This is a genomic window from Rhizobium sp. NZLR11 (assembly GCF_019685115.1).
Lineage (GTDB): Bacteria > Pseudomonadota > Alphaproteobacteria > Rhizobiales > Rhizobiaceae > Rhizobium.
This window is the reverse complement of the sequence record NZ_JABDWD010000008.1, coordinates 181,338-200,177: the sequence shown is the minus strand read 5'-3', so window position 1 is coordinate 200,177 and position 18,840 is coordinate 181,338. Positions and strand designations below refer to the sequence as shown.

Genomic DNA, 18,840 nt, shown 5'->3' with positions numbered 1-18,840 from the left:
AGGCCTCGTCCATGTGCGGTGATCGCCGCGCCTTCATAACAAAGGCGGCCCGCCAATCACAGTTCGTTTCGCATTATTACATTGGCTTGCCAATATGGAATTTTTTCTGCAACAAGCAACAAAACGGAAAAACATCAAAAAGTGGCATTCGTACGCGCCGCTGCCACCTATTTCACCGGATTGGTCGGCTGCATGCCGAAGCCGGTGCCAGCGCTGGAGGTTTCTATGGACAGTTCGATGATTGCCGATCGCCGGCGGCTGCGCCGCAAGCTCTGGTTCTGGCGCCTGCTCGCGGTGGCCCTCGTCGTGGCGCTTGGTTTCGCCTTCTACAGCTTCACCGTCGGCGACACCAAGACGGGCCGCCCGCATATCGCCCATGTGACGATATCGGGGCTGATCGTCGACGATGACGAGCTTCTGGAGCGGCTGAAGAAGGTCGAGACCAGCGACCAGGTAAAGGCCGTGGTGATTTCGATCTCCTCGCCAGGCGGCACCACCTATGGCGGCGAAAAAATCTTCAAGGCGATCCGGGCGATATCAGCCAAGAAACCTGTCGTCTCCGACGTGCGCACGCTTGCCGCTTCGGCCGGCTACATGATCGCCACTGCCGGCGACACGATCATCGCCGGCGACAGCTCGATCACCGGCTCGATCGGCGTCATCTTCCAGTATCCGCAGATCCAGCCGCTGCTCGACAAGATCGGCGTCTCGCTGCAGGAGATCAAGTCCTCGCCGCTGAAGGCCGAGCCCTCGCCCTTCCACGAGGCGAGCGAGGAAGCCAAGGCAATGATCCGCAATATGGTGGTCGACAGCTATAACTGGTTCGTCGATCTGGTCGCCGACCGGCGCAAGCTGCCGCGCGACGAGGTGCTGAAACTCGCCGATGGCACGATCTATACCGGCCGCCAGGCGCTGAAGGTGAAACTCGTCGATACGATCGGCGGCGAGGCGGAAATCCGTGCCTATCTCAAATCGCGCGGCGTCGACGCCGACCTGCCGATGGTGGACTGGGACAAGAAGAGCAATACGCCCTTTCTGCTCGCTGGGGCTGTTTCGCGGTTGATTACGATCTTCGGTTATGATGATCTCGTGAAAGGCCAGGATATCAATGGAATCCTGCCCCCAAAGTTGCTTCTTGACGGGCTGCTTTCAGTTTGGCAGGTTGGCCACGATTGATAAGAAATCAATAATTTAAGGGGGCGAACGTGATCAAGTCCGAATTGGTGCAGATTGTTGCGGCACGCAACCCGCATCTCTATCATCGCGATGTCGAGAATATCGTCAACGCGGTTCTCGACGAGATCACGGATGCACTGGCTGCTGGCAACCGCGTCGAATTGCGCGGCTTTGGCGCGTTTTCGGTGAAGAACCGCCCTTCCCGCTCCGGACGCAACCCGCGCACCGGCGATACCGTCTTCGTCGAGGAGAAGTGGGTTCCCTTCTTCAAGACCGGCAAGGAGCTGCGCGAGCGGCTCAATCCCGGCCAGGCCGACGAAGAGGATTGAGTCTCAGCCGCCTGCGGCGAATCCGCACTTGAACTCGAAGGCCGTTTTCCTATTCTGCTTGCATATCGGCCCCGAAAATCGGAATCGATTTTCGGGGCCGATATGTTGATAAAAGGCTTGAAACGCGCCAGGAAAGACCGGCGCAATCCGGCATGTGGGGACCTCAAATGGCCAAGAAGATCGTCAACCTGTTGATTCTGCTGCCGCTCGGCGTCATCCTCATCATCTTTTGCGTCGCCAACCGGCAGAGCGCTACGCTCGCCTTCAACCCGTTCCGGCCTGACGATCAGGTGCTTGCAATTTCTGCGCCCTTCTTCGTCTTCCTGTTCATTGCCCTGATCACAGGCATGCTGATCGGTTCAGCCGCCACCTGGTTCAGCCAGGGCAAACACCGCAAGCGCGCCCGCACCGAAGCCAAGGAAGCCATCCGCTGGCAGGGTGAAGCCGACCGCCACAAGAACCGCGCCGAGGAAATCGCCGGGCAGCTGCCGTCGCGGTAACAGGCTCAATGCCGGGGACGCTTCGGCGGTCGGTCAATCCGGAAAAAAGCTCAGTTCCTCGTAGTCGCCCTCCGGCGAGGTGCCGTTGCCGGTCACCTGGAAACCGTGGGCGAGGTAGAACGCTTTCGCTCTGCCGTTCTTCACCAGGCATTTCAGCCGGTACCGGTGTTGCGGCCATTCGGGCAGCGCCTGCAGCAGCGACGTACCGGCACCAAAGCCCTGGAAGTCCGGGCTGATATAGAGCATGTGAATGAAATCATCGGCCGGCCAGAGCGACAGGAAGCCGGCTACACTGCCGTTTTCATGCTCGCAGACGAAGACCGTCTCGCCATTGGTATGGGCGGCAAAATCCTCACGGTAGAACTTGCCGGGGTCGACCCAGACGAATGTTTGGCGACGCACGGAAAGATAAATCTCCGCGAGCATTTCCTGGTCTTCCGCGCGCGGCGGCCTGATTGTCCACGTCATGACGTCGATTTAACCCAAGCCCCTATCCCCGCCAAGCCCAAAGCGCGCGATCAGCCGGCCGCCATCTTCGCGATGACGGCGGCATTGATATCCGAAAAGAACCGTTCGGCGAGCTTCTGCGAGGTCGAATCGAGCAGGCGTGCGCCGAGCTGGGCGAGCCTGCCGCCGAGTTCGGCTTTTGCCCGATAATGCAGGATGGTCTCGGCGCCGCTTTGCTCGAGCACGATATCGGCACTGCCTTTGGCGAAGCCGGCAAGACCGCCCTTGCCCTCGGCCGACAGCGTGTAGCTCTTCGGCGCATCGACATTGGAAAGCGTCAACACCCCATGGAAGGTGGCCGACAACAGGCTGAACTTGACCTTGATCGTCGCCTCGAAGGCATCTGGCGACAGCCGCTCGATGCCCTGGCAGCCTGGAATGCAACCGCGCATGATTTCAGGATCGTTGAGCGCTGCCCAGACGACGTCCCGCGGCGCGGCGATGCGTTCTTCGCCGGTGAAGTCCATTCGATAGCCCCATCTCCGATTCGTCCACCTTATCCCAGTGGAAAAGCCTTTTGCCAAGGCGGGGAGGAATGTTATCTCGCTCGTTGCGGAGCAAGGAATTGGCGATGAGTGACGAATTGAAGCCCTGGAGCGTTACGGCAAGCCGCATCGCCTATGAGGACCGCTGGATTCGGGTCCGTAGCGACGATTGCGTCACCGCCGATGGGACCGTCATCGCGCCCTTCCATGTGCTCGACTATCCCGACTGGATCAACGTCGTGCCTGTCATGCCCGACGGCGTGTGCTGCTGACCCGGGAATATCGGCACGGGCGCGGCGAGATCCTCCACGGCCTCGTTGCCGGCGGCGTCGAACCGGCGGACAGCGAGATCGGCGATGCGGCGTTGGCGGCAGCCAGGCGCGAACTGCGGGAAGAGACCGGCTATGAAGCCTCGACCTTCGTCAAGCTGCTGACCTCCTATCCGAATGCCGCAAGCCACAGCAACGCGGTGACGAGCTGGCTGGCGCTCGGCCTCAGCAGGGTCGGCGAACCGCGTTTCGACCCCGGCGAGAAGGTCGAGCTGCTGTTTGCGGATCTTGCCGCCATCCTTGGCGACCTGCAATCCGGCGCGCTCATCATGCAGTCGATGCATGTCGCAGCCCTCTATGCGGTGGAAAGCTGGCTTCGCAGGCAGTCGTCCGAAGGCTTGGAAATTACTGCCATGCCGGCGCGCAGTTGATCCGGCACGGTTTTCTGGGCTACTGCATACTTCAAAGGGCGCTGTGAAGGACGCAGACCCATTGTGATACCCCCGACAGAGACGCGGAAGAGCACGTTGAAACAGAGAGAACGCCGGCCAGGCCAGAAGAAGACCTCAGGTTCTTCTGGTGAAAGCCGCAGGGACGATCGGGCCAGCCGGCCGCCGAAGCCGGTCGCGCAGCCTGCGGCCAGCCGCGAGACGGTGCGCGAGGCGGCTGTGCCTGCCGCTATCGAGCGTCCGCTGATGACCCGCAGCGGCGAGCGTCCGACCGAGCGCGTGCCCGTCATCCTCGAATCGCTCGGGGCCGGCGACTTCCACCTGATCGACAGTGGCAACGGCGAAAAGCTCGAGCAATACGGCCCCTACCGTATCATCCGCCCGGAGGCCCAAGCGCTATGGCGGCCATCGCTGCCGCCGCATGTCTGGGAAAAGGTCGATGCCGTCTTCACCGGCGATACCGACGAGGAAGGCACCGGCCGCTGGCGCTTCCCCAAGGAGGCGTTGGGCGAGGCCTGGCCACTCAATCTGCTCGGCGTCGATTTCCTCGGCCGCTTCACATCCTTCCGCCATGTCGGTGTCTTCCCCGAGCAGATCGTGCACTGGAGCTGGATGAAGGACCAGGTCGAAAAGGCCGGCCGGCCGCTGAAGGTGCTGAATCTTTTCGGCTATACCGGCGTCGCCTCGCTGGTTGCCGCCGCAGCCGGCGCCGAGGTCACCCATGTCGACGCGTCGAAAAAGGCAATCGGCTGGGCGCGCGAGAACCAGGCGCTCGGGCGCATGGAGAAGCTGCCGATCCGCTGGATCTGCGAGGATGCGATGAAATTCATCCTGCGTGAGGAACGTCGCGGCAGCCAATACGACATCATTCTCACCGATCCACCGAAATTCGGCCGCGGCCCGAACGGCGAAGTCTGGCATCTATTCGAACACCTGCCATTGATGCTCGATGTCTGCCGCGAGATCCTGTCGCCGAAGGCGGTGGGTCTGGTACTGACGGCCTATTCGATCCGCGCCAGCTTCTATTCGATCCACGAACTGATGCGCGAGACGATGCGGGGCGCCGGCGGGGTGGTCGAATCCGGCGAACTGGTCATCCGCGAAGCGGGCCTCGACGGCAAGACACAGGGCCGCGCGCTTTCCACTTCCCTCTTTTCCCGCTGGGTGCCGAAATGAGCAAGGACTTCCACGATCAGGGACCGCGCAGGGTCGGACAGGTGAAGGAAGTCACCTCGCTTGCCAATCCCATCATCAAGGACATCAAAGCGCTGACGAACAAGAAGTCGCGGGAGGAAAGCGGGACTTTCCTGGCCGAAGGACTAAAGCTCGTCATCGATGCGATCGAACTCGGCTGGACGATCCGCACCCTGGTTTATGCCAAGGCGGCCAAGGGCAAGCCGCTGGTCGAGCAGATGGCGGCGAGGACCGTCGCCTCGGGCGGGCTGGTGCTCGAAGTCAACGAAAAGGTGATTGCCTCGATCACTCGCCGCGACAATCCGCAGATGGTGGTCGGCATCTTCGAGCAACGCTGGGCGCCGCTTAAGGGTATCCGGCCGAGGGAGGGCGAGACCTGGGTGGCGCTCGACCGGGTGCGCGACCCCGGCAATCTCGGCACCATCATCCGCACGGCGGATGCAGCCGGCGCTTCCGGCGTCATTCTGATCGGAGAGACGACCGATCCCTTCTCGCTCGAAACGGTGCGGGCCACCATGGGCTCGGTCTTCGCCGTTCCGGTCGCACGCGCAACGCCGGAGGAATTCATCGCCTGGCGGAAATCGGCCGGCGTTTCCGTGGTCGCGACGCATCTTGCCGGCGCGGTCGATTACCGCACGATCGACTACCGGAAAAAGCCCGTCGTGCTGTTGATGGGCAACGAGCAATCCGGCCTGCCGGACCAGCTGGCCAGGGAGGCCGACGCGCTTGCCCGCATTCCGCAGCAGGGCCGCGCCGATTCCTTGAACCTTGCCGTCGCCACTGCCGTCATGCTTTTCGAAGCCCGCCGCCATCTCCTCTCACTTGCCGAGGGCAAATGACCGAACAGACGTATGCCCGCCCCGCGCTGTTTTCGCGCCCGGCGCCGATCCTCTTCTTCATCGTCGTCGCCGTTCTTATCGACCAGGCCGTCAAGATCGCCGTCGATCATTACCTGCCGCTGCAGGAGGCCGTGCCCGTTATTCCGATGCTGGCGCTCTACCGCACCTACAATCTCGGCGTCGCCTTTTCGATGCTGTCGGGCATGGACGGCTGGTTCATCGTCGGCATGCGGCTCATCATCGTCGCCTTCGTCATCTGGCTGTGGAACCGCACGGCGAAGGACCGCTGGCTCGCCCATCTCGGTTATGCGCTGATCATCGCCGGCGCGATCGGCAATCTCGTCGACCGCTTCGCCTATGGCCATGTGATCGATTACATTCTTTTCCACACCGAAAGCTGGTCCTTCGCGGTGTTCAATCTCGCCGACAGCTTCATCACCATCGGGGCCGGCTGCGTCATTCTCGACGAGCTGCTGCTGCCGAAAAAGGCCGGCCGCTAAAATCTTATCGAATTCCTGAAGGCATTCGGAAGAGGCCTCATGTTATCAAAATAGCATGCAGAGTCTGGGACAGTTGCAGGAAAGATTGTCCGCCGCCTTCGGCGGACCCGCCGCCAAGCCGCATGAAGAGCGGATGGGGGCCTCCTCCTTGCGACCGGCCGCGTCGGCGCCTGAGGCAGCCGATGACAACGAAATGGGGCCGGCAACGACACGGCGCCTGCTGGTCTACTGGCTTGGTGGCGCCGGCCTTCTTACCGCGATGATCCTGACGCTGCTTGCCCATGCCGGCGATCCGCTGCTGCTTTCGGGCGGTCTTGTCGTTCTCGGCCTTGCCGTCATCGCCAGTTACGCCGTCCTGATGGTTCGCCGGCGCATAGCCCCGCCCGGCGGCAAATCCCTGCCGGATTGGAACGATGGCGCAAAGCTGTTTGCCGACGTGCACGACGTACTCGGCGACATCACCGTCAGCCGCAGCATGGACCGGCGCATCATCTCTGCCAACGACACGTTTCGCCGCCTGACCGGGCGGCTGCGTCCGGAAGGACGGAGTTGCGAGGAGATCGGGCTTGCCTTCCGCCCCGGCCCGATACCGCACTGCTTTGACGTCGAGATCTCGACGCCGGACGGCCAGCGCATCTTTCTCTGGCGCGACGTCGTCACCCGCGACCCGGCAAACGGCCGTCTGCTGCTGCAGAGCGTCGCGCGTGATGTGACCGACGAGCGGCTGATCGCGCAGGGCCGCGAAGAGGCCCGCCAGAAGGCCGAATATAACAGCGCCGCCAAATCGAGGCTGCTTGCGACCGTCAGCCACGAGGTGCGCACGCCGCTTTCCGGCATCCTCGGCATGACGCATCTGCTCGCCGAGACGCGGCTGACGCAGGAGCAGCAGAACTATCTCGCCAATATCCGCCAGTCCGGCCACGCGCTGACCCAGCTCGTCGAGGATCTGCTCGATTTCTCCACCATCGAGGTCGGCCGCTTCGCGCTGCACCCGCGCTCGGAATCGCTGCGCAAGCTTCTGGAAAGCGTTGTCGAGATGCTCGCCCATCGGGCGCATGAAAAAGGAATCGAGATCGGCGCCACGGTGTCATCCGACGTGCCGGAAAATATGAGCTTCGATCCGGCGCGGCTGCGCCAGGTTCTGTTCAACGTCATCGGCAATGCCGTGAAGTTCACCCAGGTCGGCGGCGTCTTCATTCGCGTGACGCTCGACGCAGACGACCTATCGATCACCGTCACCGATAGCGGTCCCGGCATGACAGCGGAGGAGCAGGCGCGCGTCTTCGGCGAGTTCGAGCAAGGTGGGACCGGTGCCGACAGGAGCAGCGGCACCGGGCTCGGCCTTGCCATCTCCGCCCGCATCATGCGCGAATTCAACGGCACGCTCACGGTCGCCAGCGAAAAGGGCAGAGGCAGCGAATTCACCATCCGCTTCCCTGTCGATATCGGCAGCGAGCGCCCCGACAGGCGAAATACGCTGCTTGCCGGCAACAGCGTCGTGCTGTTGGCGCCGGCGGGTGCCGCGCGCACCGCCATCGCCGAGACGATCACCACGCTCGGCGGTCTCTGCCATCTCGTCGCCGACGGCGAGAGCGCGCGGGCAGCGCTGCTCGGCTTGGCCAACGGCGGAAAGCGGCCGACCGATATCATCATCGACCATCGCATGTCGGCGGAATTTTCCGCCCATCTTGCCGACCGCGCCGAAATCGCCGCCCTTGGCCTGCGCAAGGTCCTGCTCGTCAATCCGGAAGAGCGCAGCGCCCATCCGCTCGACCTCTTCGATGCCTGGCTCATCCGGCCGTTGCGCGAACAGTCGCTGATCGACGTGCTGCGCGGGCGCATGCGCGGCATGGAGAAGCGCGACGCGCTGAACGACAATCAGCCGGGCTTCGGCCTTTCGGTGGCGGAGACGCTGGTTACAGCCAGCGGGCTCAACATCCTGCTTGGCGAGGACGATCCGATCAATGCCATGCTGGTGCGCGTCGTGCTCGAAAAGGGCGGGCATAATGTGCGCCATGTCGAGGATTTCGAGGCGCTGCTCGACTGCGCTCTCTGCGAGGCGAATGCCCGGCCCGATATCATCATCAGCGACCTGTCGATGCCTGGCGGCAACGGCATCGACATGCTGGGACGCCTGCGCGGCCACGAAAGGCGGCTCGACCTTGCCCCGGTACCGGTGATCGTGCTCACCGCCGACAAGAGCGACGAATCGCGTCGTCAGGTCTTGTTGAACGGCGCCAACCGCGTCATGGTAAAGCCCGTCGACCCGGTTCGGTTGCTGACCGAAGTTCAAGCGGTCGCCGCACTTTCCGCCCGTCGGGCAGAGGCGCGGTAACGTGCCGCGGGGCCAGCATGCGTCTTGCGCTGGGAAATCCAATATGTCACTTTCCTGTCGCAGAGAAGTGTTTTATGGCGTCGATAAACCGGCAACGGGAGAATCGTCATGTCCGCCATCGACATCCTGAATCGTGACACCACCGCCGAGGCTGCACCGCCCCCGACGGCGGCTGCGCAGAAGGACGGCGATATCCTCGGCCGCATCGGTAATCTGGAAACCCGCCTCGCCCGCACGGCGCGCGAAATCGATGCCGCCCAGGCCGTGCGCTACCGCGTCTTCGTCGACGAAATGAAGGCACAACTGCCGCTTGACGCCATGCGCCGCCAGCGGGATGTCGATGCCTATGACGCCTTCTGCGACCATCTTCTCGTTCTCGACCGCACGATCGAGGGTGATCCGGAAGACCAGATCGTCGGCACCTACCGGCTGCTGCGCCAGGATGTCGCCCTCTCCAATGGCGGTTTTTACTCGGCTTCCGAATTCGAGATCGACGACCTCATTGCCAAACATTCGGACAAGCGCTTCATGGAGCTTGGCCGTTCCTGCGTGCTGCCGGAATACCGCACCAAGCGCACCGTCGAACTCCTGTGGCAGGGCAACTGGGCCTATGCGCTGAAGCACGGCGTCAGCGCCATGTTCGGCTGCGCCTCGTTCCCCGGCGTCTATCTGGAAAGCCATGCGCTGGCGCTGTCTTTCCTCTACCACAATGTGCTGGCGAAGAACGAATGGGCCGTCAGCGCACTGCCGCATCTCGCCCGCAACATGGACCTGATGCCGGTCGAGGCGGTCAACCCGAAGCGGGCGCTGATGGCGCTGCCGCCGCTGATCAAGGGTTATATGCGCCTTGGTGCGATGGTCGGCTCCAGCGCCGTGGTCGATCATGCCTTCAACACGACCGACGTGCTGATCGTGCTGCCGATCTCCAGCATTTCCGACCGCTACCTGAATTATTATGGCGCCGACGCCGGCCGTTTCGCGAGCTAAACGCATCCCACAGTCGATGATATATCCGAGCAGGCCCCAACCATTGGGAAGCCCGCGGATCATGATATTGCCGCCAGGCGGAAAGCCACCGGCTTCGGCGTTGTGCCGATCATCCGGGTTTGGATAGGAAATGTGCAGACTGAGATGCGCCATGGAGTCTGGATTTCGCCAGTCGATTTCGTAACGCCCTTCTGGTGTTTTCTCGTCACCTTCTCGTTGCTTTGGACCCGCATCGGCAGATGACCCCAGAGAAACCCAGTATGTCGAGATGGGCGCATCGCCTCTGAGAAGGACCATGCGACGTTCGGATTTATAAACGCGAATGAGGTCAGCCCGCGCTGCTCCAACGGCGCATCTGGAGGCGGCGAGCCGGAGCCGACCTTGGCCATCAATTTCGTGTAAGCGAATAGGCTGGCGACCACGACGGCCGAAACGACAAGTTTGTTCTCAACATGATCCTCGCCTTTAAGCGGGCGGAAGGGGCTTTATCTTATCCGCGCCATGCAGAAGATGCCGCTCTCGCCGCCATTCTATAGCCGCGCAAGTACCTGCCCGACGCGCTGTCGGCCAAGCACTGAATTCCGTCCCTATGCGGGAGAAAGTTACGAACCCGCGCCATAAGCGGCGATCGCCGCCATGTTGACGATGTCGCTGTCCTTGGCGCCCATCGAGGTGATCTGCACCGGCTTGTCGACGCCGACGAGGATCGGGCCGATCACCGTGGAGCCGCCGAGCTCCTGCAGCATCTTGGTCGAGATCGAGGCCGAGTGGAAAGCCGGCATGACCAGCACGTTGGCAGGACCGGACAGGCGGCAGAACGGATATTGCTCCATCACCTTGCGGTTCAGAGCGACGTCGGCGGCCATCTCGCCGTCATATTCGAAATCGACGCGACGCTTGTCGAGGATTTTCACCGCCTCGCGCACCCGCTCCGAGCGTTCGCCGGAGGGATGGCCGAAGGTGGAATAGGCCAGCAGGGCGACACGCGGCGGATAGCCCATGCGCCGCGCCAGACCCGCAGCCTCTTCGGCGATATCGGCAAGCTCCTCGGCTGTCGGCATGTCGTGTACGGCGGTATCGGCCACGAAGACCGTGCGGCCGCGGCAAAGCGCCAGCGATACGCCGATGATGCGGTGGCCGGGCTTCTTGTCGATGCAGCGGCGCACATCTTCGAGCGCCGTCGAATAGTTGCGGGTGATGCCGGTCACCATGCCGTCGGCGTCGCCGAGCGCTACCATGGTGGCGGCGAAATGGTTGCGGTCGTTGTGGATCAGCCGCTGGGCGTCGCGGTAGAGGTAACCCTGCCGCTGCAGCCTGGCATAGAGATAGTCGATATAGGCCTCGACCCGGGTCGAAATACGGGCATTGACGATCTCGAGGCCCGGCCGGTTGAGATCGATGCCGGCGCGTTCCGCCGTTGCCCGGATCAGATCCTCGCGGCCGAGCAGGATAGCGGTGCCGAGCTGCTGGTTGGCATAGGACATCGCGGCTCGCAGGACCTGTTCCTCCTCGGCCTCGGCAAAGACGATCCGCTTCGGATGCCGGCGCACACGCTCGTAGAGCCGTGCCAAGGTCGAGGCGATCGGATCGCGGCGTGCCGAAAGCTCGCGGGCGTAACCGGCCATATCGGTGATGACCTTGCGGGCGACGCCGCTTTCGATCGCCGCTTCAGCGACCGCGACCGGGATCGCCGAGATCAGCCGCGGATCGAAGGGAACGGGGATGATGTATTGCGACCCGAAACGCGGCCGGTTGCCCTGATAGGCGGCCACCACGTCATCGGGCACATCCTCACGGGCGAGGTTTGCCAGCGCCTTGACGGCGGCGATCTTCATCGCGTCGTTGATTGTGGAGGCACGGACATCGAGAGCGCCGCGGAAAATATAGGGAAAACCGAGGACGTTGTTGACCTGGTTCGGATAGTCCGAACGGCCGGTCGCCATGATGGCGTCATCGCGGATGCGGGCCACCTCTTCCGGGGTGATCTCGGGATCGGGATTGGCCATGGCGAAGATGATCGGCCGCTCGGCCATCGAGCGGATCATTTCGGCCGAAAACGCACCCTTCTGCGACAGCCCGAAAACCACGTCGGCGCCCTCCATCGCCTCTTCAAGCGTGCGCGTGTCGGTCTTTGCCGCATGCGCCGATTTCCACTGGTTCATGCCTTCGGTGCGACCCTGGTAGATGACGCCCTTGGTGTCGCAGAGGATGATGTTCTCAGGCGCAAAGCCCATCGCCTTGATGAGCTCGATACAGGCGATCGCCGCAGCACCGGCACCATTGCAGACGAGCTTCGTCGTCTTCAGGTCGCGGCCGGTCAGCTCCAGCGCGTTGATCAGGCCGGCGGCGGCGATGATTGCCGTTCCGTGCTGGTCGTCATGGAAGACGGGAATATCCATCAGCTCGCGCAGCCGGCTTTCGATGACGAAGCAGTCCGGCGCCTTGATATCCTCGAGGTTGATGCCGCCGAAGGAGGGGCCGAGGAAACGCACGCAATTGATGAACTCGTCGACATTTTCCGTATCGATCTCGAGGTCGATGGAATCGACGTCGGCGAAGCGCTTGAACAGCACCGCCTTGCCTTCCATGACCGGCTTGGAAGCCAGCGCACCGAGATTGCCGAGACCGAGGATCGCCGTGCCGTTGGAAATGACCGCGACCATGTTGCCCCGCGCCGTGTAATCATAAGCCGTCTGCGGGTCGGCGGCGATCGCCTTGACCGGCACGGCAACACCCGGCGAATAGGCAAGCGAGAGGTCGCGCTGCGTTGCCATCGGCTTGGTCGGGACGACTTCCAGTTTCCCTGGGCGGCCCATGGCGTGAAATTCAAGCGCCTCCTGGTCGGTAACTGATGTCGCCGGCCGGTCCTTCTTATCGATATCGGGCATAAATCCTCCAACGTCTTGTGGGCGACGCTTTGCTCTTCCTCAAATGCTGTTGTCATCTATAGCGGCGCGCGGATAGGGTTGGCACCTGTTTTTTTGGGAAAACCCGCACCTCCGTGAACGCACGCATCGACACAGGGAATGAAGCCTTTTCGGCTGCCGAGCTTGCCACGGCGGAAAGCCGTGCCTCGGCGACGCCGATGATGGAGCAATATATCGAGATCAAGGCGAACAATCCGGGTTCGCTGCTCTTTTATCGCATGGGTGATTTCTACGAGCTGTTCTTCGAAGATGCGCTGGAAGCCTCACGCGCGCTCGGCATCACGCTGACGAAGCGAGGCCAACACATGGGCCAGGACATCCCGATGTGCGGCGTTCCGGTGCATGCGGCCGACGATTATCTGCAGAAGCTGATTTCACTCGGTTTCCGCGTCGCCGTCTGCGAGCAGATCGAGGATCCGGCCGAAGCGAAAAAACGCGGCGGCAAATCCGTCGTCAAGCGCGATGTCGTCCGCTTGGTCACGCCAGGCACGATCACCGAGGAAAAGCTGCTTTCGCCCTCGGAATCCAACTATCTGATGGCGCTGACCCGCATTCGCAGCGGGGCAGAACCCTTGCTGGCGCTAGCCTGGATCGATATTTCCACAGGCGTCTTCCGACTGGCCGAGACCGAAGCCTCGCGGCTGCTTGCCGATATCCTGCGCATCGATCCGCGCGAGCTCATCCTGCCCGACACGATCTTCCACGATCCGGAACTGAAGCCGGTCTTCGATGTGCTCGGCCGCACCGCGGTGCCCCAGCCTTCCGTGCTCTTCGACAGCGCCAGCGCCGAAGGCCGGATCGCGCGTTATTTCGGCGTCGCGACGCTCGACGGCTTCGGCACCTTCTCGCGCGCCGAGGTGGCGGCAGCGGCCGCCGCCGTCGCTTATGTCGAGAAGACGCAGATCGCCGAGCGGCCGCCGCTTGGAAAGCCGGAGCGGGAAAGTGCGGCTTCGACGCTGTTCATCGACCCCGCCACCCGCGCCAATCTGGAACTTGCCCGGACGCTGTCTGGCGACCGCAACGGCTCGCTCCTGAAAGCGATCGACCGCACCGTCACCGGCGGCGGGGCGCGGCTTCTTGCCGAGCGATTGATGTCGCCGCTGACCGACCCCGTCCGCATCAATGCTCGACTCGACTCGATCGGCTTCCTGATCGACGAGCCTCTGCTCTGCGGCAATCTGCGCGACACGCTGAAACATGTGCCGGACATGCCGCGGGCGCTGTCGCGGCTGGCGCTCGACCGCGGCGGTCCGCGCGATCTCGCGGCGATCCGCCAGGGACTTCAAGCGGCGAGCGAAGTTGCGGCCATGCGCGCCAGCGCGATGTTGCCTGAAGAACTCGGCCAGGCGCTGTCCGCGCTGCAAGCCCTACCCGCAACGCTCGAAACCCTGCTGGCCGAGACACTCGCCGACGAACTGCCGCTGTTGAAACGCGACGGCGGGTTCCTGCGCGACGGCGCCAGCGCCGAGCTCGACGAAGTGCGGGCACTGCGCGACCAGTCGCGGCGGGTGATCGCCGGCCTGCAATTGCAATATGCCGAGGAGACCGGCATCCGGTCGCTGAAGATCAAGCACAACAACATCCTCGGCTATTTCATCGAGGTCACCGCCGGCAATGCCTCGCCGATGACCGAGACGGCTGAAGCCAAGGCCCGCTTCATCCACCGCCAGACGATGGCGAGCGCGATGCGCTTCACCACCACCGAACTTGCCGATCTCGAAAGCCGCATCGCCAACGCCGCCGACCGGGCGCTGACGATCGAGTTCGCCGCCTTCGAGAAGATGACGGCGGCCGTGGTTGCGGAAGCCGAGGCGATCAAATCCGGCGCCCGGGCGCTTGCCGTCATCGATGTTGCCGCAGGACTGGCGCTTCTCGCCGAAGAGCAGGCCTATTGCCGCCCACAGGTCGACGGCTCAAAGATGTTTGCCATCGAAGGCGGGCGCCATCCGGTCGTCGAGCAGGCGCTGCGGCGGCAGGCGGGCGGGCCCTTTGTCGCCAACAATTGCGATCTCTCGCCGAAGACCGGCGACAGGGACGGCGCGATCTGGCTGTTGACCGGGCCGAACATGGGCGGCAAGTCGACCTTCCTGCGGCAGAACGCGCTGATCGCCATCCTGGCGCAGATGGGCTGCTTCGTACCGGCGACATCAGCCCATATCGGCATCGTCGACCGACTTTTCTCGCGCGTCGGCGCCTCCGACGACCTGGCCCGCGGGCGCTCCACCTTCATGGTCGAGATGGTCGAAACAGCTGCGATCCTCAACCAGGCGAGCGACCGTTCGCTGGTCATCCTCGACGAGATCGGCCGCGGCACCGCCACCTTCGACGGCCTGTCGATCGCCTGGGCCTCCGTCGAGCACCTGCATGAAGCCAACCGCTGCCGCGGCCTCTTCGCCACGCATTTCCATGAGCTGACCGTGCTTTCGGAAAAGCTCGGCCGGCTGTCGAACGCCACGATGCGGGTCAAGGAATGGGACGGCGACGTCATTTTCCTGCATGAGGTCGGTCCGGGTGCGGCAGACCGCTCCTACGGCATCCAGGTCGCCCGCCTTGCCGGGCTTCCGGCTTCAGTCGTGACACGAGCCCGCGATGTGCTGACCCGTCTGGAGGATGCCGACCGCAAGAACCCCGCGAGCCAGCTGATCGACGACCTGCCGCTCTTCCAGGTGGCGGTGCGCCGCGAAGACACGGCTCGCGGACCGTCCAAGGTCGAGGAGGCGCTGAAGGCGATGAGCCTTGACGACATGACGCCGCGCGAGGCAATGGATGCACTTTACGACCTCAAGAAGAAACTGAAATAGGGCAGCGGTACGCGATGTTCATGGAAAAGCTGATTCGCGAAACGGAGCGCCTCTCGCTCATCTGCTCGATGCTCGATACGATGCGGCGCGCCGATGCCGATCGCAATGCGCGCGGCTGGACGTCGCCGATCGGCATGCTGAAAATTACCCGCTGTTGCGCTATGATCTCGGAGCTCGGAACGTCGATCGCCAAGGCAGGTTATCGCGAATGCGACCGGCAGTCGCTTGAGGAGATCATGAGAGAGACACGGCAGGTGCTGCATTTGCTGAATGCGCGGGCCGCCCTTTGAGCGTTCGGGGAAACGCCAGCTGTTGCGCCACTGCTGTTCAGCTTGCGCCTGTGACTGCCCCTCACCCTAACCCTCTCCCCGTAAACGGGGCGAGTGGACGTGCCCTGCGAGAGACAGGCGAGAAACGGAGAGGGCGCGGCTATCTCCCTTCGCCCCGTTTACGGGGAGAAGCTGCCGGCAGGCGGATGAGGGGCTGGTTTCGGCAATCTCCTGACCCAACGTGGTGTCAGGCTGTCGCGCGGCTTACCAACACCATTTCGCCAAATTTAAAGGTTCTTGCAGTATGAGGGCGCGTGTCAATCGCCTGATAAAGGGATTATAGCGCATGCAGACGAAACACGAGGCGAGCCAGGATCAGGCCGTCCGGCATGAACAGGAAACCACCCCGGCGAAAGCGATGCGCGAGCTTGATTTTTCTCATATCCTTGACGTCGAATTCTTGCAGAAGCAGTGCGACGCCGTTGGCGAGGCCAACCGCAACCGACCCGACGTGCTGCGCGCCGATCTTCTCGCCGTATTGAAAAAGGCAAGCACCGAAGGCCGGCAGAAGGCGCGGGCCGCACTGATGGCCGATGGCGGCGGGCTGAATTGCGCCTACCGGATTTCCTGGCTGCAGGATCAGATCATCACTGTCCTCTACAATTTCGCCACCGCCCATATCTTTCCACAGCAGAAGGACAAGTTCGCGGTCACCGCCGTCGGCGGCTACGGTCGCGACACGCTGGCGCCCGGCTCCGATATCGACCTGCTTTTCCTCTTCCCGCCGAGGCCGGCGGAAGAGACGCACAAGGCGGTCGAATTCATGCTCTACGTGCTCTGGGACATGGGCTTCAAGGTCGGCCACGCCACCCGCACGGTGGAGGAATGCATCGCGCTTTCCAAGTCCGACATGACGATCCGCACCGCCATCCTGGAGATGCGCTACATCTGCGGCCTGCAACGGCTGGAAACCGAACTCGAGACCCGCTTCGACAAGGAAATCGTCACTGGTACCGGCCCGGAATTCATCGCTGCCAAGCTTGCCGAGCGCGACGAGCGCCACCGCAAGGCGGGTGATACGCGCTATCTCGTCGAACCGAACGTCAAGGAAGGCAAGGGCGGGCTTCGCGACCTGCACACGCTGTTCTGGATCTCGAAATATTATTATCACGTGCGCGACCAGGCGGAGCTGGTCAAGCTCGGCGTGCTGTCGAAGCACGAATACCGTCTGCTTGAGAAAGCCGACGATTTTCTCTGGGCGGTGCGCTGCCATATGCACTTCCTGACCGGCAAGGCCGAGGAGCGTCTGTCGTTCGACATCCAGCGCGAGATCGCCGAAGCCTTCGGCTATCACACCCGCCCGGGCCTTTCGGCGGTCGAGCGCTTCATGAAGCACTATTTCCTCGTCGCCAAGGATGTCGGCGACCTCACCCGCATCCTCTGCGCCGCGCTCGAAGACCAGCAGGCGAAGTCGATCCCGGGCCTCACCGGCGTCATTAGCCGCTTCACCCATCGCAATCGCAAGATCGCCGGCAGCGTCGAATTCGTCGAGGACCGCGGCCGCATCGCGCTTGCCGACGCTGAGGTCTTCAAGCGCGATCCGGTCAGCATCCTCCGGCTCTTCCACGTCGCCGACATCAACGGGCTGGAATTCCACCCGGACGCGCTGAAACGTGTCACCCGTTCGCTGGCGCTGATCGATAATAATCTGCGGGAAAACGACGAGGCGAACCGCCTGTTCATGTCGATCCTGACGTCGAAGCGCGATCCGGCGCTCATCCTGCGGCGGATGAACGAGGCCGGCGTGCTCGGCCGCTTCATTCCCGAATTCGGCAAGATCGTCGCGATGATGCAGTTCAACATGTATCACCACTATACGGTGGACGAACATCTGATCCGCACCGTCGACGTTCTCTCCGAGATCGACCAGGGACGCTCCGAGGATCTGCATCCGCTCGCCAACAAGCTGTTCTCAGGCATCGAGGATCGCGAGGCGCTTTATGTCGCCGTTCTGCTGCACGACATCGCCAAGGGCCGCCAGGAGGATCATTCGATCGCCGGCGCCCGCGTCGCCCGCAAGCTCTGCAGCCGCTTCGGTCTGTCGCAGAAGCAGACGGAAATCGTCGTCTGGCTGATCGAGGAACATCTGACCATGTCGATGGTGGCGCAGACCCGCGACCTCACCGATCGCAAGACGATTACCGATTTTGCCGACCGCGTACAGTCGCTCGACCGGTTGAAGATGCTGTTGATCCTGACGATCTGCGATATCCGCGCCGTCGGTCCGGGCGTCTGGAACGGTTGGAAGGGCCAGTTGCTGCGCACGCTCTACTACGAAACCGAGCTGCTGCTGGCCGGCGGTTTTTCGGAGGTCTCCCGCAAGGAGCGTGCCGGTGCCGCCGCCGAGGCGCTGCATTCGGCACTCGCCGACTGGAGCCAGAAGGACCGCAATACCTATACCAAGCTGCACTACCAGCCCTATCTGCTCTCCGTGCCGCTGGAAGACCAGATCCGCCACGCCCACTTCATCCGCCAGGCCGACAAATCCGGCCAGGCGCTGGCCACCACGGTGCGCACCGACAGTTTCCATGCGATCACCGAGATCACCGTGCTGTCGCCCGACCATCCGCGCCTGCTCGCCGTCATCGCCGGGGCGTGTGCTGCGGCCGGAGCCAACATCGTCGACGCGCAGATCTTCACGACGTCGGACGGGCGGGCGCTCGACACCATCCATGTCAGCCGCGAATTTGCCGACGATGCCGACGAGCTGCGCCGGGCCGCGACGATCGGACGGATGATCGAGGACGTGCTGTCCGGCCGCAAGCGGCTGCCCGAGGTGATCGCCACGCGCGCGCGCCACCGCAAGAAGAACAAGGCCTTCGTCATTCCGCCGTCGGTCAACATCACCAACAGCCTGTCGAACAAGTTCACGGTCATCGAGGTCGAATGCCTCGACCGGCCGGGGCTGCTGTCGGAAATCACCGCCGTGCTCTCCGACCTGTCGCTCGACATCCAGTCGGCCCGCATCACCACCTTCGGCGAGAAGGTGATCGACACTTTCTACGTCACCGATCTGGTCGGCCAGAAGATCTCCGGCGACAGCAAGCGCGCCAACATCACCGCCCGAATGAAGGCCGTCATGGCCGAGGAGGAAGACGAGCTGCGTGAGCGCATGCCTTCCGGCATCATCGCGCCGGCTGCCACCGCCCGGACATTGCCCTCAGCCGAAAAGAAAGCCGATTCCCCCGCATGAGCGACCAAGCATGAGCCCCC

Annotated in this window: 14 protein-coding genes and 2 pseudogenes; 12 read left to right on the top strand and 4 right to left on the bottom strand. The window is 62.9% G+C overall.

Annotated elements, in window-relative coordinates:
• Positions 1-225: 225 nt before the first annotated feature.
• The 3 genes from sppA to HJB83_RS16420 all read left to right on the top strand — a co-directional run bounded on the left by sppA (position 226) and on the right by HJB83_RS16420 (position 2,005).
• Positions 226-1,176 (top strand): signal peptide peptidase SppA, encoded by a 951-nt coding sequence (gene sppA / locus HJB83_RS16430; RefSeq protein ID WP_207584241.1) that lies wholly within the window; start codon positions 226-228, stop codon positions 1,174-1,176.
• A gap of 29 nt (positions 1,177-1,205) precedes the next feature.
• Positions 1,206-1,505, top strand: a complete 300-nt coding sequence (locus tag HJB83_RS16425) for an integration host factor subunit beta (RefSeq protein ID WP_003544934.1) — start codon at positions 1,206-1,208, stop codon at positions 1,503-1,505.
• Between the two features lie 167 nt (positions 1,506-1,672).
• Positions 1,673-2,005 carry a DUF1049 domain-containing protein gene (locus HJB83_RS16420; RefSeq protein ID WP_164006301.1) on the top strand — a complete coding sequence of 111 codons (333 nt, stop codon included), beginning with the start codon at positions 1,673-1,675 and terminating at the stop codon, positions 2,003-2,005.
• A gap of 33 nt (positions 2,006-2,038) precedes the next feature.
• Here HJB83_RS16420 and HJB83_RS16415 read toward each other — a convergent pair whose 3' ends face one another.
• Both HJB83_RS16415 and HJB83_RS16410 read right to left on the bottom strand, forming a co-directional pair.
• Positions 2,039-2,473, bottom strand: a complete 435-nt coding sequence (locus HJB83_RS16415; protein WP_221117806.1) for a GNAT family N-acetyltransferase — start codon at positions 2,471-2,473, stop codon at positions 2,039-2,041.
• Between the two features lie 50 nt (positions 2,474-2,523).
• A complete protein-coding gene (locus HJB83_RS16410; RefSeq protein ID WP_207582661.1) occupies positions 2,524-2,979 on the bottom strand; it encodes a carbon monoxide dehydrogenase subunit G in 456 nt (151 codons plus the stop codon).
• Between the two features lie 68 nt (positions 2,980-3,047).
• Here HJB83_RS16410 and HJB83_RS16405 point away from each other — a divergent pair.
• The 6 genes and pseudogenes from HJB83_RS16405 to HJB83_RS16380 all read left to right on the top strand — a co-directional run bounded on the left by HJB83_RS16405 (position 3,048) and on the right by HJB83_RS16380 (position 9,570).
• Positions 3,048-3,697: pseudogene (locus tag HJB83_RS16405) on the top strand (NUDIX hydrolase).
• A 96-nt stretch (positions 3,698-3,793) separates the two neighbouring features.
• Positions 3,794-4,891 (top strand): class I SAM-dependent methyltransferase, encoded by a 1,098-nt coding sequence (locus HJB83_RS16400; protein ID WP_207582660.1) that lies wholly within the window; start codon positions 3,794-3,796, stop codon positions 4,889-4,891.
• On the top strand, positions 4,888-5,748 hold the full coding sequence (locus HJB83_RS16395) for an RNA methyltransferase (RefSeq protein WP_207582659.1): 861 nt from the start codon (positions 4,888-4,890) through the stop codon (positions 5,746-5,748). The genes HJB83_RS16400 and HJB83_RS16395 overlap by 4 nt, the downstream gene beginning before the upstream one ends.
• On the top strand, positions 5,745-6,248 hold the full coding sequence (gene lspA, locus HJB83_RS16390; RefSeq protein WP_207582658.1) for a signal peptidase II: 504 nt from the start codon (positions 5,745-5,747) through the stop codon (positions 6,246-6,248). Before HJB83_RS16395 ends, lspA begins: the two co-directional genes overlap by 4 nt.
• Positions 6,249-6,303: 55 nt before the next feature.
• A complete protein-coding gene (locus HJB83_RS16385; protein WP_207582657.1) occupies positions 6,304-8,583 on the top strand; it encodes an ATP-binding protein in 2,280 nt (759 codons plus the stop codon).
• Positions 8,584-8,691: 108 nt separating this feature from the next.
• Positions 8,692-9,570 carry a GNAT family N-acetyltransferase gene (locus HJB83_RS16380; RefSeq protein ID WP_221117808.1) on the top strand — a complete coding sequence of 293 codons (879 nt, stop codon included), beginning with the start codon at positions 8,692-8,694 and terminating at the stop codon, positions 9,568-9,570.
• Positions 9,571-9,574: 4 nt separating this feature from the next.
• Here the strand turns inward: HJB83_RS16380 and HJB83_RS16375 are convergent.
• Both HJB83_RS16375 and HJB83_RS16370 read right to left on the bottom strand, forming a co-directional pair.
• Positions 9,575-9,992: pseudogene (locus tag HJB83_RS16375) on the bottom strand (murein L,D-transpeptidase family protein); the annotation flags it as partial.
• A gap of 180 nt (positions 9,993-10,172) precedes the next feature.
• A complete protein-coding gene (locus tag HJB83_RS16370; RefSeq protein ID WP_207582655.1) occupies positions 10,173-12,458 on the bottom strand; it encodes an NADP-dependent malic enzyme in 2,286 nt (761 codons plus the stop codon).
• Between the two features lie 113 nt (positions 12,459-12,571).
• On the opposite strand from HJB83_RS16370, the gene mutS reads away from it, so the two are divergent.
• The 3 genes from mutS (at position 12,572) to HJB83_RS16355 (ending at position 18,820) form a co-directional block, all read left to right on the top strand.
• Positions 12,572-15,298 (top strand): DNA mismatch repair protein MutS, encoded by a 2,727-nt coding sequence (gene mutS, locus HJB83_RS16365; protein ID WP_221117809.1) that lies wholly within the window; start codon positions 12,572-12,574, stop codon positions 15,296-15,298.
• Between the two features lie 14 nt (positions 15,299-15,312).
• A complete protein-coding gene (locus HJB83_RS16360) occupies positions 15,313-15,588 on the top strand; it encodes a hypothetical protein (RefSeq protein ID WP_207582653.1) in 276 nt (91 codons plus the stop codon).
• A gap of 325 nt (positions 15,589-15,913) precedes the next feature.
• A complete protein-coding gene (locus HJB83_RS16355) occupies positions 15,914-18,820 on the top strand; it encodes a [protein-PII] uridylyltransferase (protein WP_207582652.1) in 2,907 nt (968 codons plus the stop codon).
• Positions 18,821-18,840 lie beyond the last annotated feature (20 nt).